This is a genomic window from Algoriphagus boritolerans DSM 17298 = JCM 18970 (genome assembly GCF_900108085.1).
GTDB lineage: Bacteria > Bacteroidota > Bacteroidia > Cytophagales > Cyclobacteriaceae > Algoriphagus > Algoriphagus boritolerans.
In genome coordinates, this window is the sequence record NZ_FNVR01000003.1 from 73,632 (window position 1) to 88,000 (window position 14,369).

At 42.5% G+C, this 14,369-nt stretch carries 13 protein-coding genes; 12 read left to right on the top strand and 1 reads right to left on the bottom strand.

The annotated features are described in order from the left end of the window. Positions 1-3: 3 nt before the first annotated feature. The 3 genes from C4S61_RS04050 to C4S61_RS04060 all read left to right on the top strand — a co-directional run bounded on the left by C4S61_RS04050 (position 4) and on the right by C4S61_RS04060 (position 2,625). Positions 4-1,023 carry a hypothetical protein gene (locus tag C4S61_RS04050; RefSeq protein ID WP_103923520.1) on the top strand — a complete coding sequence of 340 codons (1,020 nt, stop codon included), beginning with the start codon at positions 4-6 and terminating at the stop codon, positions 1,021-1,023. A 99-nt stretch (positions 1,024-1,122) separates the two neighbouring features. Beyond that, positions 1,123-2,004 carry a CorA family divalent cation transporter gene (locus tag C4S61_RS04055; RefSeq protein ID WP_103923521.1) on the top strand — a complete coding sequence of 294 codons (882 nt, stop codon included), beginning with the start codon at positions 1,123-1,125 and terminating at the stop codon, positions 2,002-2,004. Positions 2,005-2,193: 189 nt separating this feature from the next. Next, entirely contained in the window at positions 2,194-2,625 is a 432-nt protein-coding gene (locus C4S61_RS04060) for a response regulator (protein WP_103923522.1), read from the top strand. Positions 2,626-2,746: 121 nt separating this feature from the next. On the opposite strand, the gene rfbA is transcribed toward C4S61_RS04060, so the two are convergent. Then, positions 2,747-3,607, bottom strand: a complete 861-nt coding sequence (rfbA, locus tag C4S61_RS04065) for a glucose-1-phosphate thymidylyltransferase RfbA (protein WP_103923523.1) — start codon at positions 3,605-3,607, stop codon at positions 2,747-2,749. Between the two features lie 201 nt (positions 3,608-3,808). Here rfbA and C4S61_RS04070 point away from each other — a divergent pair, with 201 nt between their 5' ends. The 9 genes from C4S61_RS04070 to C4S61_RS04110 all read left to right on the top strand — a co-directional run bounded on the left by C4S61_RS04070 (position 3,809) and on the right by C4S61_RS04110 (position 14,283). After that, on the top strand, positions 3,809-5,302 hold the full coding sequence (locus C4S61_RS04070; protein ID WP_103923524.1) for a glycoside hydrolase family 32 protein: 1,494 nt from the start codon (positions 3,809-3,811) through the stop codon (positions 5,300-5,302). A gap of 67 nt (positions 5,303-5,369) precedes the next feature. Beyond that, positions 5,370-5,714 (top strand): hypothetical protein, encoded by a 345-nt coding sequence (locus tag C4S61_RS04075; protein WP_103923525.1) that lies wholly within the window; start codon positions 5,370-5,372, stop codon positions 5,712-5,714. A gap of 66 nt (positions 5,715-5,780) precedes the next feature. Then, a complete protein-coding gene (locus C4S61_RS04080) occupies positions 5,781-6,275 on the top strand; it encodes a hypothetical protein (protein ID WP_103923526.1) in 495 nt (164 codons plus the stop codon). A gap of 142 nt (positions 6,276-6,417) precedes the next feature. Then, positions 6,418-8,073 carry an SLC5/6 family protein gene (locus C4S61_RS04085; protein WP_103923527.1) on the top strand — a complete coding sequence of 552 codons (1,656 nt, stop codon included), beginning with the start codon at positions 6,418-6,420 and terminating at the stop codon, positions 8,071-8,073. A gap of 220 nt (positions 8,074-8,293) precedes the next feature. Further along, on the top strand, positions 8,294-8,527 hold the full coding sequence (locus tag C4S61_RS04090; RefSeq protein ID WP_103923528.1) for a (4Fe-4S)-binding protein: 234 nt from the start codon (positions 8,294-8,296) through the stop codon (positions 8,525-8,527). 11 nt (positions 8,528-8,538) lie between these two features. Then, complete coding sequence (locus C4S61_RS04095) at positions 8,539-9,105, top strand: NAD(P)H-dependent oxidoreductase (protein ID WP_103923529.1); 567 nt, start codon at positions 8,539-8,541, stop codon at positions 9,103-9,105. 3 nt (positions 9,106-9,108) lie between these two features. Continuing rightward, positions 9,109-10,980, top strand: a complete 1,872-nt coding sequence (locus C4S61_RS04100; protein WP_103923530.1) for a monovalent cation:proton antiporter-2 (CPA2) family protein — start codon at positions 9,109-9,111, stop codon at positions 10,978-10,980. Positions 10,981-11,051: 71 nt separating this feature from the next. Beyond that, entirely contained in the window at positions 11,052-12,674 is a 1,623-nt protein-coding gene (locus C4S61_RS04105) for a tetratricopeptide repeat protein (RefSeq protein WP_103923531.1), read from the top strand. After that, a complete protein-coding gene (locus tag C4S61_RS04110; protein WP_103923532.1) occupies positions 12,667-14,283 on the top strand; it encodes a glycosyltransferase family 2 protein in 1,617 nt (538 codons plus the stop codon). Before C4S61_RS04105 ends, C4S61_RS04110 begins: the two co-directional genes overlap by 8 nt. Positions 14,284-14,369: the final 86 nt, after the last annotated feature.

The window sequence follows — 14,369 nt, forward strand, 5'->3', positions numbered from 1 at the left end:
CCCATGGCTTTGATCAGCAAGAAAAAGCAAATTTATCCCATCAGTGCTGGACTCAGGCGCTATTTGATCAACTATGCCCGGGAAGTGGATATACCTATTCACTACCATGAGCTTTTGCGCTATACCAGCTCTATCGCGCTCTATGATTCCAAAGATCAGGACACCCTTTGGGAAACCGTTTTTTACGATCAAAGCGACCGCGAGGAAATTCACCTTAATGTCAAAAAAATCTATGCCTTGCTAAAAGCAGGCGGTGATATGAGCGTGATGAACCACCTCTATGTGGACCGGATTGACCTTTGTATCTATGGCAACACCCAGCCTTTTCGAGTACGAATCGTCAATCGAATCAATGATAATTTTGACTATTTCTACATCAAAAATGCCGACGCCTCCCGGGTTTACGGCCTGGAATTGGAGCATTTACTTTCTCCTAACCGCATCAGCTATCTCGTCCATCGCAATACCCTGATCGAGGAACATATTGCAGGAATCCCCGGAGATAAATTTATGAGGCAGATGATGGAAGACCCCAACCTCAACCCTATCCGTTTGTCAAAGGAATTTGTCAAATTCAATGAGCGATGCTTTGTCCGACTTTTGGGAGATATGCACAGCTCCAATTTTGTGGTAGATGTCACTCCGGACTTTGAGGAAACACACTACCGGATTCGGGCGATTGACTTTGACCAGCAGTCCTATGAGGGAAAAAAATCAATTTACCTGCCTCAATATTTCAAAGAAAACAACATCCTGATTGAGTTGGGCATGAAGTGTATCACCCCTGAGTCTATGCGGCAGTATCAGCGTGAGGAGCGTGCACTGATAGCGACTCGGTTTAAGTCATCGCACAAAGAAATCGAAGATGTCCTTCACGCTATGGAAAAAGACCGGATAGCACCTATCCAAAATGTGGAGCAACTGCGTGATGAACTAGCCAAACACTATAAAAATTTGGATTTCCTGAACTGTAAAAACATGGCGGAAATTTTACGGCTCAGTTTGGAGCAAATCATGCGATAATCGGCATTTATTTTTTTGCTTTAGCCAAAATCAGTGCCTTTTTGCTTATTTTGAGGCAAACCTTCTGAAAAATTTTTACTAACAAAAACACTTGATTTTATGGGTCAAACCCACAAAAATTGCGGCACATTTGAATGGCTCGATCTCGAAAAGCCAAAAAAGAAAGAACTCCTAGAACTGACCGCCCCCTTTCATATTGAGATCAAACTTCTGGAAGATTCCCTTCAGCACGGGCACTTACCAAAGATTGAAAAACAGGACGGGACTACTTTTGTCATTATTCGTGCTTATTCGGCTGATCCTAGCCATAATTACTCAGAAGTAACAAAACTTACCAATAAAATTGCATTTGTAGTCAGTTCAGACCGACTAATCACTATCCACCAAAAACCCTTTGAGTTTTTGGATGCGCTATTTCAGAAGGAATTTGATGATCCCGAAGACCTGATGCTGGGGATATTACAGCAGATGTTGTCGACTTACCAAGCACCGTTGGATTGGCTGAGTGATAAAATTGATGAATATGAAAAGGAAATCTTCGTAAACAGGCATGGTAAAATCTCAGTTCAGGCACTTTATTTCCAAAAATCCAAAGCGCGAATCAGTAAAAAAATACTTCAGCTCACGCAAAACGTACTGAATCAAATCCAGGTAAATGAAATTCATTTTTCGACTTTGCAGGATTTGAAAGAAACCTGTGTCAATCTGATTCTCCACTTTGATGAAGTCATTGAGGATGCTACTTCCATTTTAAACACCCACTTAAACCTTACCTCTCAGAAGAGTAACGAAGTAATGAAGCTTCTGACGATTTTTTCGGCATTCTTCCTCCCGCTTACTTTTATCGTTGGTGTCTATGGAATGAACTTCGAAAACATCCCAGAACTAAAATGGACGAACGGGTACTACCTGGCTCTGGGGCTGATGGCTCTTGTTTCAGTCCTGATTTTCATTTGGTTCAAAAGAAAGAAAATCATGTGATTACTAGGATTATGCCTGTTTTGCCACACTCATTTACCTTTCTGGGATCAGGTTATACAAAACATTTTCTTTAGGGTAAAAAACAATTTTTAATCAATCAACCTTAAATCAAACTTTTATTTCACGAAATTAACTTTATCCTAAATTTTATAAATAAAAACATATAATTTTGAAAGAAATTTTGGATTCATGAGTTTGTTTAAGGTAAAGGAAGTTTATTTGGTTGACGATGACGCAATCGTGAGAATGGTAGCCAGTAGAATCCTCAGAAGTATAGAATTTAAAAATACGATTTCAGCTTTTGAAAACGGGAAATTGGCTATTGACATGATTTCTAAAAAAATAGCCGAAAATGAGTATGATCATGTCGATGAGCATATTTTAATTCTTCTCGATATCAACATGCCAATCATGGATGCTTGGGGTTTTCTTGATGAATTCAAGAAATTCGATCAGAAAATTAAAAAACACTTTCTAATCTCCATAATTACCAGTTCAATCGATACCAGTGATAAAACCAAAGCCTTTTCCTATCCCGAAGTATCGGATTACATTACCAAGCCGCTGACTGGAAAACACATCCTGGACTTTCTGAAAAAGCACCACCTTTACGAAGATTAGTCTTTTTAAAGGCTAAAAGCGAATCTAGAATATCCTCCCAATTCTTTTTCGGTGTGCTATTCTGCCTTGATTTTTTTACCAAGAATTTGGTTACAATATACTTCTCCGGATTGAACTTGCCTTATTGAACCAACTTTCTCAAGTATCCTCCATAGCCACTTTTACCTAATTTATCCGCTGCTTTGAGCAGTTCTTCCTTGCCGATAAAACCGTTTCGAAAAGCGATTTCTTCGACACATCCAATCTTCAGACCCTGCCGCTCTTCGATCACTTCGACAAACTGAGCTGCCTGTAACAAGGACTGATGCGTGCCGGTATCAAGCCAAGCAGTACCCCGGTTCAAAATTGCCACTCTGAGCTTTCCTTTTCTCAAGTAGACATTGTTGATGTCCGTAATCTCGAGTTCACCCCGCGAACTTGGCTTGATGCTTTTTGCGATTTCAACTACCTCATTATCATAAAAATAGAGTCCGGGTACGGCATAATTTGATTTTGGATTGATGGGCTTTTCCTCGATTGAAATTGCATGCTGGTTTTCATCAAATTCCACTACCCCATAGCGCTCCGGGTCGTTGACATGATAGGCAAACACAACTCCCCCGGTAGGATCTGTATTCTCCTGAAGTGTTTGATGAAGACCGGATCCGTAGAAAATATTATCTCCCAGAACCAGAGCCACTTTGTCCTGACCGATGAACTCCTCTCCGATGATAAATGCCTGTGCCAAACCATCTGGGCTAGGTTGAATGGCATATTCAAAGCGACATCCCAACTGTGAACCATCTCCCAAGAGCCGCTGAAATGAGGCTGAGTCCTCTGGAGTGGTGATGATCAACACTTCCCTGATTCCCGCCATCATCAGCACTGAGAGCGGATAATAAATCATAGGTTTATCATAGACCGGCATCAATTGCTTGCTGACGGCGATCGTTAGAGGATAAAGTCGCGTACCGGAGCCACCGGCCAAAATAATTCCTTTCATATCTTGCTCGTTTGTTTGTTGGTAGTCAAATGAAATCTCCCGGGTTGGGTAGTTATTCCTCTTTGTGACTTTTTAGTCCAGCTCGATTCCATAATTTTTATTTTATCAAAAAAAGGTCGGGCAAAACTAAGATATATAAGTTAAAATTGACACTTATTTGTATTACACAAATCGCTCAGATACCAAAAACCCTCAAAAAAAATGTTCTTCAGACCTCGTTTATTCAGCTTTCTGATCCCTTTGGGCCTTCTGATTTGCTCCTGCAGCTCCAGACCTGAAGTTACCTTCTCTGAAACGGTAACAGAGCAATATCGCCCGGAATATCATTTTACCCCGCAAAAAGGCTGGATGAATGATCCAAATGGCATGTTTTACCTCGATGGAGAGTACCATCTTTTCTACCAATACTATCCCGATAGTACCGTTTGGGGCCCTATGCACTGGGGACATGCAGTATCCAAGGATCTTGTCCGCTGGGAGGAATTGCCAATTGCAATCTATCCAGACAGTCTTGGCTACATTTTTTCGGGAAGCGCAGTGTATGATCGTGAAAACACCTCAGGGTTGGGTACGGAAGAAACCCCTCCTATCGTTGCTGTTTTCACCTATCACGATATGGCTGGTGAAAAATCCGGAGCAACAGACTTTCAGAGTCAGGGTATTGCTTTTTCAGTAGACAAAGGAAGAACCTGGACAAAGTATGAAGGAAATCCTGTGCTTCCAAATCAAGGAATTCGCGATTTCCGTGATCCCAAAGTCACAGAGTTAATAAAAGAGGATGGTACCAAACGATGGAATATGACATTGGCTGCGCAGGATCGTATTCAGTTTTTTGAGTCAGAGGATTTGAAAACATGGAAGTTTACCGGGGAGTTTGGCCAAAGTATCGGAGCACATGGAGGTGTGTGGGAATGTCCGGACTTATTGTCCTTAACCGCACCTAATGGAGACCAAAAGTGGGTTTTGCTCGTGAGTATCAATCCCGGTGGTCCACAAAAGGGATCAGCTACTCAATATTTCATTGGGAATTTTGAAAATGGAACATTCACTCCCGATGACACCATGATCCGTTGGCTCGACTATGGGCCGGATAATTATGCCGGAGTCACCTGGTCCAATCTCCCTGAAGAAGAATCCCGAACGCTTTTTATAGGATGGATGAGTAATTGGCTATATGCTCAGGTCGTACCTACTACTTCTTGGCGATCAGCCATGACGGTAGCCCGAGAGCTCAGTTTAATTGAAATTAATGGCGTTTTGCTCCTCAAATCAGCTCCAGCCAAAGAATTGGAAAGCCTTCGAGGCGAGGAAATTACGATAGACAAGACCAGCAACCTTCCTTCCCAAGCTGTTGAAATCAAACTGGAATTGGACGGTTCGGATAATTTCGCTCTCGTATTTTCAAATGAGCTGAATGAAAAAGTAAGCATTACCAAGGAAATGGGATTGGTGTCAATCGACCGAACTTACGCAGGAAATGAAGCTTTTCACCCGGATTTTGCAGCGATGCATTCAGCACCGATGAGTTGGAAAGCGGAAGATTTGCGGATCTTTTTGGATGCCTGCTCAATCGAGGTTTTTGTAAACAATGGCGAACTGGTGATGACCTCGACATTATTTCCTTCCTCGCCATGGAAAAAAGCAGCGTTTATAAGTGGAATCGAAAATGCCTCATTTTTTGATTTGAAAAAATAGCCGTTGATCATTTGGATTTATCACCTGAATATCGACTACATTTGTCGATTAGTTGAAAGTCGAAAAAATGAAAAAAACGAAAATTGCCATGCTCTTGAGCCTCTTTTGGCTGGTAGGTTTGGCTGCTTCATTTTCATTTCCTCCTGATGCCAAAACCAGCAAGGCTTGGCAGGATAATCAATCCAGTCTAAGTGAATTATTTTCTCCTGAGCTTACCTTTCGTACTTCGGGAGAAAACCCCGGTGTTCCAGGCTTTAAAGCTGATCTGGGCTTTACTGCCTTTGTTAATTCAGGTAGCCGGATTGATTGGCTTCTACCTCATTCTCAATACCGCGCTCCGGCTTTTTTCCAAAAGTCGAGACCACTTTTTGATGTTTTGATCACCTTTTTTCACTTCTTCTACACTTGGTAGCAAAGTGTTTTAATCCTAAGCCTCAAGGCATTAAAACACATTTCTAACTTATCCTACCAAAAAATCATGTTTGATATTGATATCCCTACGCTTGTTGTGGCAAGTGTATTTATGGCCGCTGTGTCCGCCATTTTCTTTTATTATTCCCTAAAAAATAAAAAAAGCCGAAAGGAATTTTTGGACAAATTCAATGGCTTCATTTCCGAGCTCAAATTGAATCCAAACATCCGGGAAGACTGGCGAAATCGCTATATCCTGGGCATGGATGAGCAAAGCAAAACACTCGTCTATTGCAATTTTGGAGAAAAGGGTTCAAAAATAGCTGTGTCCCTACCTGAAGTAAAGAAAGCCGCTGTAACTGAAGACTTTCAGGAAAATGGAAACATCGCCGGCACCAAGAAAATTCTCGAAAACTTAGCGCTGAGAATCGAATTCAAAAGCCCTGCAAAGCCGGCTATCCAATTGCCAATTTATTCCGCAGAGGACTATTCCGATTTGCTCGGTGAGACAGTGATAGCCTCAAAATGGGCTCAACTTATTAATCAGCAATTAACAAATTAAGCAAAGAGGCTGTCTCATAAATGTCCTATGTCAAACGAAACGTAGTCGAAATGCTGTCATTTTCCCTAGAAATGGCCATTTCCTCCGCTCAGAATGATAACGGGAAACCTTGCTGAGATAGCCTCTTTTTTCTAACAATCCTATGACTACAAAAAATGAATCCTGGGGTTCACGCATCGGTCTGATCTTGGCAATGGCCGGCAATGCCGTGGGGCTTGGAAATTTCCTTCGATTCCCTGTTCAGGCTGTTCAAAATGGTGGGGGGGCTTTTATTATCCCTTATTTGATTTGCTTTCTTCTGATGGGAATTCCACTGTTATTCACCGAATGGTCCATCGGCCGCTTTGGAGGAAAGTTGGGCAATCACAGCACGCCCTACATCTTGGACTCGATGAGCAAAAAGCCCATCTGGAAATACATCGGTGTTTTTGGCATTTTCACGAATATCGCCGTAGTCGCTTATTACACCTACATCGAATCCTGGACTTTCATCTATGTGCTTCATTCTGTTTTTGGAACATTCACTGGAATGGGCAAGGAAGAGGTTAGCCTTTTCTTTGACCACTATGTAAACCTGACCGGATCGGATTTGGGAATTCCCTTTCTTCCAATCCTCGTTTACATCCTGATATTGGGAGTGAATGTATACATCCTATCCACAGGACTGGGAGGAATCGAAAAAGTAGCGAAAATCGGAATGCCACTTTTAGTAGTCTTCGGGATCATCCTGGCCTACCAAGGCTGGACCATGGGTTCCGATTTTGCAAGTGCAGAATTCCCGAATGCAAATGCCTGGGATGGGATCAATTTTCTCTGGACACCCCAATATGATTCACTGGCCGATCCCAAAGTCTGGCTGGCAGCAGCAGGACAGATTTTCTTTACACTATCGGTAGGCATGGGATCCATCCAATGCTATGCTTCCTATGTCAGAGAAAATGAAGATATCGCGCTCAACTCCCTTTCGGCAGGTTTTACCAATGAGTTTGTGGAAGTGTTGCTGGGAAGTGCCATCGTCATACCCATTGCAGCCGGTTTTCTTGGTTTGGATTGGGTCATGGAAAATGCCGGTTTTGGAATGGCTTTTCAGACTATGCCCTACTTGTTTCAGCAATGGGGAGCTGTATTTGGTGCGATAGCGGGGATTAGCTGGTTTGGACTCTTGTTTTTCGCAGGCATTACATCTTCACTCGCCATGGGTACTCCTTGGATGGGATTTATGAAAGATGAATTTGGTTGGAATAAAGTCAAGGGGGCGATTTCCTTTGGTTTAATAGCACTGGCTATGGGACTTCCTACGGTGTTATTTTATCAATATGGCTATTTCGACGAGTATGATTACTGGGCGGGCACAGTCAGTTTAGTGGTTTTTGCACTTCTGGAAATTATCCTTTTTGGTTGGGTTTTTGGGATTGATCGGGGTTGGGCAGAGCTTAACAGAGGGGCTGATATCCGGATCCCTTCCATTTATAAATTTATCATCAAGTATGTAACTCCCGTATTGCTAATCCTGGTTTTCATCGGGGCATTAGTTACACCACAGGGAAATGATTGGTCAGGAGCGCTAGCAACCCTGTTGGAAGGGAATGGATTTACTTTTGATTCCAGTTCCCTGATTTCGAAAATCACTCAAGAAGATGTCAAAGAGCAGCTTTTACTCAATCCGGATAAAGCTGATTTCTTTGAAAAGAAAATGCTGTTTACCAATTTGGCCAGAACTCAACTGCTCCTGCTTTTTCTGGGAATCACTGTGCTGGTTTGGTATTCTACACTCAATCGCAAAAGAAAAACACTATGAATACTTCTGCATTAATTCTCGCAATAATCACCCAAAGCTTGATTTTGGGGATCACTGTCTATTGCTTTTATCTGGTTTTAAGAAAGCCCAAATCGGAATAAAACGCCCTATTCAAAACTACCTGCCTTGAAATCCAAGGCAGGTTTTAATTTTTTGAGCCGAATAAGGAAATACAATCCCAATATTTTGGTATACTAGAGTTTACAAAACCTATTTTTCCATGAGCACTTCAACAAAAAAAGAATATGATAACGGGGAAGTTATCATCACTTGGCAACCGGAACGCTGTACCCATTCAGGGCGCTGTGTCCGAGGTCTTCCGGCAGTTTTTGACCCAAAGAAAAAGCCCTGGATTGCAATTGGAAACGCGACTTCCGAGGAATTGGTCAATCAAGTCAAACGATGTCCCTCCGGAGCCCTCGGTTATTATTACAAGGAAAAAGAACAAGGTTAAGCCCAAGATTTATGCGCAAAATCCTGGTACTTTTTGCCCATCCCAAATACGAACATTCAGAAGCCAATCAGGCACTTATTAATGCGGTAAGTGATTTGCAAAATTTACAAGTCAGAGACCTCTATGAACTGTACCCTGATTTCAATATAAACGTTCAGGAGGAACAGGAAGCTCTTTTTGAACATGATGTGATTATTTGGCAGCATCCGTTTTATTGGTATTCCTGCCCACCACTTTTGAAGCAGTGGATCGACTTGGTGCTGGAATTTGGGTGGGCTTATGGTCCCGGAGGGATTTTTCTGAAGAACAAGTACATATTCAATGCGATCACTTCAGGTGGTGCCTCAGAAGTCTATTCTAAGGAGGGAAGAAATAGATTTACGATTGAAGAATTTCTGCGACCTTTTGAGCAGACTGCCTATCTCTGCAATATGCGATACCTTCCTGCATTTCATGTTGGCGGAACACACAGGGTTACAGAGGCTGAGCTTGCCATAAAAGCGGCCCAATATAAAAGCCTAATCCTGGAATTGATGAATTCCGATCAGGTTACTCTGCCCTACATCCAAAAAGCATAACCTATGGATGGATTTCTTTTTAATGCTATCGTCTACATCCTGGCAGCTATCGTCTGTGTCCCAATAGCAAAACGTTTGGGAATGGGTTCGGTATTGGGCTATCTGGTTGCAGGAATTCTTGTCGGACCCTATGGATTTGAATTTATAAGAGATGAAACCCAAGGACAGGACATCATGCACAGCACCGAGTTTGGTGTAGTGATGATGCTGTTTTTGATCGGCTTGGAGCTTGAGCCTAAGAACTTATGGAAAATGCGCGACCTGATCTTAAATGTAGGTCTGACCCAAGTGATAGTAACCTCAGGATTGATTTTCGGTTTTGCTTTGGCTTTAGGAATTGACTGGAGAATCAGCCTTGCTGCAGGGCTATCCATGGCGCTGTCTTCCACTGCCATTGTACTGCAATCCCTCAAGGAAAAAAATCAAATGGACACTCCATCCGGCAAGATGTCTTTTGGGGTCTTGCTGCTTCAAGACATCGCGGTCATCCCGATTTTGGCAATTTTGCCTTTGCTGGCAGTTGCAAATGCGGATACTTTAGGCACTGACAATGGTGGGATTTTAGGGAATCAGCCGGGCTGGATTCAAACCCTAATGATAGTTGGGGCAATCGGTTTGGTAGTTTTACTGGGCCGTTTCGGATTTGGGCCCTTATTGAATTGGGTCTCCAAAACAAAGCTGCGAGAACTATTTACTGCTTCTGCCCTCTTGATCGTGGTCGGGATCGCATTTCTTATGGAACTGGTAGGTCTAAGTCCTGCTTTAGGCACATTCCTAGCCGGGGTTATTTTAGCCAACTCCCCTTATAAACATGCTCTGGAATCCGACCTTGACCCATTCAAAGGATTACTATTGGGCTTGTTTTTCATGGCCGTTGGGGCTACCATCAACTTTCAACTTATCTTTTCAGATGCATTAAGCATCCTTTCATTGACGCTTGGGGTGATTCTGGTCAAAGCTTTGGTTCTCGGAGCAATTGGGAAAGTAAAAAAATTGAGTCCCGGCGATAACCTGAGTTTTTCGATTGGGCTTGCCCAAGTCTCAGAATTTTCATTTGTGACTTATGCGTTTGCGCTTCAGTTGGGGATTTTGTCAACGACCTCCTCTGACCTTTTGATGGCAATTACGGCATTGAGCATGACCTTGACGCCCATATTCAGCCTTACTTTAGACAAAGTGATCCTTCCAAAACTTGAAAAATCAAAGGCAAAACCAAGGCAGGAAGCAGATCTAATTGATAAAAAAAACAAGGTTATTCTGGTAGGATTTTCACACTTTGGTTCGACCATGGGAAGGTTTTTAAGAGCCAATGGGATTGAAGCTACTGTTTTGGATTTCAATCCGGATCAAGTGGATTTACTGCGAAAAATGGGCTTCCGGGTTTATTTTGGAGATGCGACAAGACTCGATCTTCTCCATGCTGCCGGTGCGGAAGACGCCAAAATTCTCATATCAGCAATCAATTCTACAGAAACCAACAAGAAACTTGTTGAACTCTGTAAAGAGCATTTTCCCCATTTGGAGATTATGATTCGGACCAAAAATCGGTATGATGCGTTTGAATTTATGGAAATGGGCGTTGAAAATATTTACCGGGAGCACCTTGATACTTCCATCCGAATGGGACAGGAAGCGCTACAAAAGCTGGGCTTTCGGGCACACACTGTTCATCGATTGGCAGCTCAATTCAGAAAATACGATGAAGACTCACTTAAAGTTCTCGTCAACTACCGAAGTAATCAAGCTGAATACATCTCCAAAGTCAGAAAGCAAATCGAAATTCAGGAGGCGCTGCTTTCAGGTGAACTTTCCCGAAAGTTTTCAATGAACGACCAAGCCTGGGATAGTGACCAACTGAAAGAGGCAAAGGATTGAAATGAAAATATAACTTTTTTAAGTAGCTTAGGGTATAAAATCACCCAATACAAAGCCCGCCCGCTGGTTAAATGAACCTTGTAAAACTGATAGTTGGAGGCCCCATATCCAAATTGTCCTTATTGCTTTATCTATTTTTCAATATTTACTTAGTCAATGAAACTAATGGGCAAACCCAAAATTTTTATGATTCATTGAACTTTGCAAAGATTCAACTGAATCAAGGTAAAATAAATGAAGCTTTGCAACTTCTGGACATTCTCGAAGAATCCCATCCCGGGGATGAAAATGTAATCCGCGTCAAAGGGCAAGCCTTGTATTGGAGCAAGGATTTCCAAAGCACTAAATCATATTTCAAAAAATCAATTCAAACCTATCCTTCACTAGCATGGATCAAGCTGGACTTTGGCAGAATTCTTTATGAATTAAATGAATTTCCGGAGAGTGAAGAGCTAATCAAGGAATTTCTCACCCTCGAAGTGGACCATCCCGAAGCCCTTCAAATGCTGGCAGAGATGAATTATTGGACTGGAGGTAAGCCAAATGTATCCTATACCTACCTGGATAAAATTCTTGCTCCTTATCCTGACAACGAACCCGCCAATCGAATTAAAAAAGAAATCAAACAGAATACTGCTCCACGGATAGGATTTCAATCAGTATTCTATTCTGATACTCAGATCATGAAATACTTCGGGTTTCAGACAACGGCTGAGTTTTATCATTCTGCACTACTTCAGCCCGGGTTCCTTGCCGAATACCGAACCTATGAAAACGGTAAAACGGTTCAGATCGCACAGGCCTCACTGAAATCAGGATTTATCAAGTCGGGAACGGATCTTTACCTAAGAGCCGGAATGGCCAACTCATCCCAATGGGGAAATCAGGAATTAACCTATGGTGCAGAAGTACGCCAAAAACTACCCGCTAACCTCGTTTTAGCCGGCTCGCTTGATCAGGAATATTATTTATACACCTTGCCTAGCATTGCTCAACCGATCAGTCCAGTCACATTTAGAAGCTCTTTGGGAAGGGAAACCGGGAAAAACTGGATTGGTAAAGCACTCTACCAAAAAAGTCTTTTTGAAGATGACAACTGGGTGCAGACATTTGCTGCCTGGTTTTTGATTCCGATAGTTCAAGCCAATGCAATCCATCTTAGCCTGGGCTATTCTTTCAATTTTTCAGATTCCAAAGAAGTCCGGTTCTCCGAAAATCTACCTATCAAAAACCAAGTCGGGAATACCGGATTTGAAACCGTAATTCCCGGATCCTATACCCCCTATTTTACCCCAATCAATCAAGTAACAAACGGATTCTTAGGCAAAGTGAAATTTGATTTTACTCCGAAATTCAACCTTAGCTTAACCGGAAATGTGGGGGTTTATGCACGAATTGACAATCCAAATATGATTTATTTTGGCGCACCTCCAAGTCCGGGACCAGGGCAAAGTTCGGGATTAGGACAGGGACCAGGACTAGGACAGGGGCCTGGAAATCAACCTATTTCGCAAGAGGATATTTACCTCATTTTGATCGATCAGGAATTTTCACCTTTAGACTTTAAAGCATCCATTGATTGGAAAATCTCCCCAAAATCAACGCTAAACTCTTCTTATAACTATCAGGAAACCATTTTCTTCACTAGTCACCTTTTAAATCTTGGTTTAAAAATAAGTTTGTGGAATGAATAAAACCTCTCAGGACAACCTCTGGTCATTTCGCAGAGCGAAAAAGGATTCACGAATCCAAAAATTCTTTTTGATTTGCCTCATCATGGCCGGATCCATTTCGATCTTCCGTTTTGCAGACTGGTGGTTCAGAGCAGAGCACGTGGGAAATATATTCCTGTTCTTTCTTCTTTCCTTGATTCTCTGGTATGGGATGCTTCGGTTGATCATTATTTGGATCAATTACCTCGGAATCAAAAGACCGGTAAAAACAAATGCTCCGGCGGGTTTGAACGTGGCGATTTTCACCACAAGCTCTCCGGGAGAACCCCTGTCTATGTTTGAGAAAACACTAGAAGCTTGCTCTAAGATTACCTATCCGCACACCACGTACCTATTGGATGACACAAAGGATCCGAGGTTCAGGGAAGTGGCAGAAAAATATGGGGCAATATGGCTGGGATTGGTGGGAATCCCCGGTGCAAAAGCCGGAAAAATCAACGCTGCCCTCACCAAAACTTCAGAGGATTTCATCCTTGTCCTGGATCCGGATCACATTCCATTCCCCAACTTTTTGGATGAGGTTTTAGGTTTTTTTGAGGATCAAAAAGTTGGATTTGTGCAAGTTTCTCAGGGATATTACAATCAGTATCGCTCATTTACCGCACGGGCTGCTGCAGAGCAGACCTATACCTTCTACGGTCCCACCCAAATGGGAATGAACGGGTACAATTGCAGTGTGGCTATCGGAGCAAACTGTACGTTCCGTCGCAAAGCACTTGAGTCTGCCGGAGGACATGGGATTGGGCTTGCTGAAGACTTGGTAACTTCTATTCGCATTCATGCTGCAGGGTGGAAATCTGTCTATCATCCGGTGATGGTCGCAAGAGGACTGGTACCGGAAGATTTTGGGTCCTTCTGTAAGCAGCAGCTCAAATGGGCAAGGGGGGTACATGAAGTGCTTTTTGCAGAAGTGCCAACACTATTCAAGAAACTATCGTTTTGGCAAAAACTATCCTACATCACCATAGGAACCTATTACTTAGAGGGATTGGTCTCGCTTCTATATTTACTGATCCCTTTTCTGTTTTTTTGGACAGGACTTTTACCAGCACAGATGTATTTTATTGAATTTCTGTATTATGGTTTTCCTATTGTCTTTTTTTCGATCTGGATATACTTTCATGTCCAGCGATGGCTATGTGATCCAGCCTCCGAACAGGGCCTACATTGGCGGGGAATGATCATGAAATTCGCCTGTTGGCCGGTGTACCTGATGGGGTTTGTGCTTTCCCTGGTGGATAAGGAAATCCCTTACATTCCTACCGCTAAACAAGCAGTAATTGGGAAAATATCACCATTTGCAAAACCCCTTTTGGTACAGATTGTAGTCTTCGTTTTCACACTTGCATGGATTAGCTACGATCGATTCAATCTACTAACAGAAGTGGAGCTGATTGCAAGTTATGAAATCACCTACGGGATGCTGGCATTTGCATTTATCCCATTTCTATTGGCCTGTGCATCGATGTATGCTGTCTGGGAATCCAGTAAACTCACCTCCGAATCCCCTTGGGAGGAAGTGGATTTGAACCAAATTAAAACGGAACTTTCCCAAAAATCCGGAACTTGAAACAGGACCAGCATCATGTTTACAGGCATGAGAAAACGTCACCAATTGGTACAACATTAAATCAATTGCCTAAGCAGACCAGTGAA

Bases quoted from the DNA above. Each gene is read 5' to 3' on its own strand.
- C4S61_RS04050 (WP_103923520.1), top strand. From the start codon at position 4: ATGGCTTTGATCAGCAAGAAAAAGCAAATTTATCCCATCAGTGCTGGA.
- C4S61_RS04055 (WP_103923521.1), top strand. From the start codon at position 1,123: ATGGGTCAAACCCACAAAAATTGCGGCACATTTGAATGGCTCGATCTC.
- C4S61_RS04060 (WP_103923522.1), top strand. From the start codon at position 2,194: ATGAGTTTGTTTAAGGTAAAGGAAGTTTATTTGGTTGACGATGACGCA.
- rfbA (WP_103923523.1), bottom strand. From the start codon at position 3,607: ATGAAAGGAATTATTTTGGCCGGTGGCTCCGGTACGCGACTTTATCCT.
- C4S61_RS04070 (WP_103923524.1), top strand. From the start codon at position 3,809: ATGTTCTTCAGACCTCGTTTATTCAGCTTTCTGATCCCTTTGGGCCTT.
- C4S61_RS04075 (WP_103923525.1), top strand. From the start codon at position 5,370: ATGAAAAAAACGAAAATTGCCATGCTCTTGAGCCTCTTTTGGCTGGTA.
- C4S61_RS04080 (WP_103923526.1), top strand. From the start codon at position 5,781: ATGTTTGATATTGATATCCCTACGCTTGTTGTGGCAAGTGTATTTATG.
- C4S61_RS04085 (WP_103923527.1), top strand. From the start codon at position 6,418: ATGACTACAAAAAATGAATCCTGGGGTTCACGCATCGGTCTGATCTTG.
- C4S61_RS04090 (WP_103923528.1), top strand. From the start codon at position 8,294: ATGAGCACTTCAACAAAAAAAGAATATGATAACGGGGAAGTTATCATC.
- C4S61_RS04095 (WP_103923529.1), top strand. From the start codon at position 8,539: ATGCGCAAAATCCTGGTACTTTTTGCCCATCCCAAATACGAACATTCA.
- C4S61_RS04100 (WP_103923530.1), top strand. From the start codon at position 9,109: ATGGATGGATTTCTTTTTAATGCTATCGTCTACATCCTGGCAGCTATC.
- C4S61_RS04105 (WP_103923531.1), top strand. From the start codon at position 11,052: ATGAACCTTGTAAAACTGATAGTTGGAGGCCCCATATCCAAATTGTCC.
- C4S61_RS04110 (WP_103923532.1), top strand. From the start codon at position 12,667: ATGAATAAAACCTCTCAGGACAACCTCTGGTCATTTCGCAGAGCGAAA.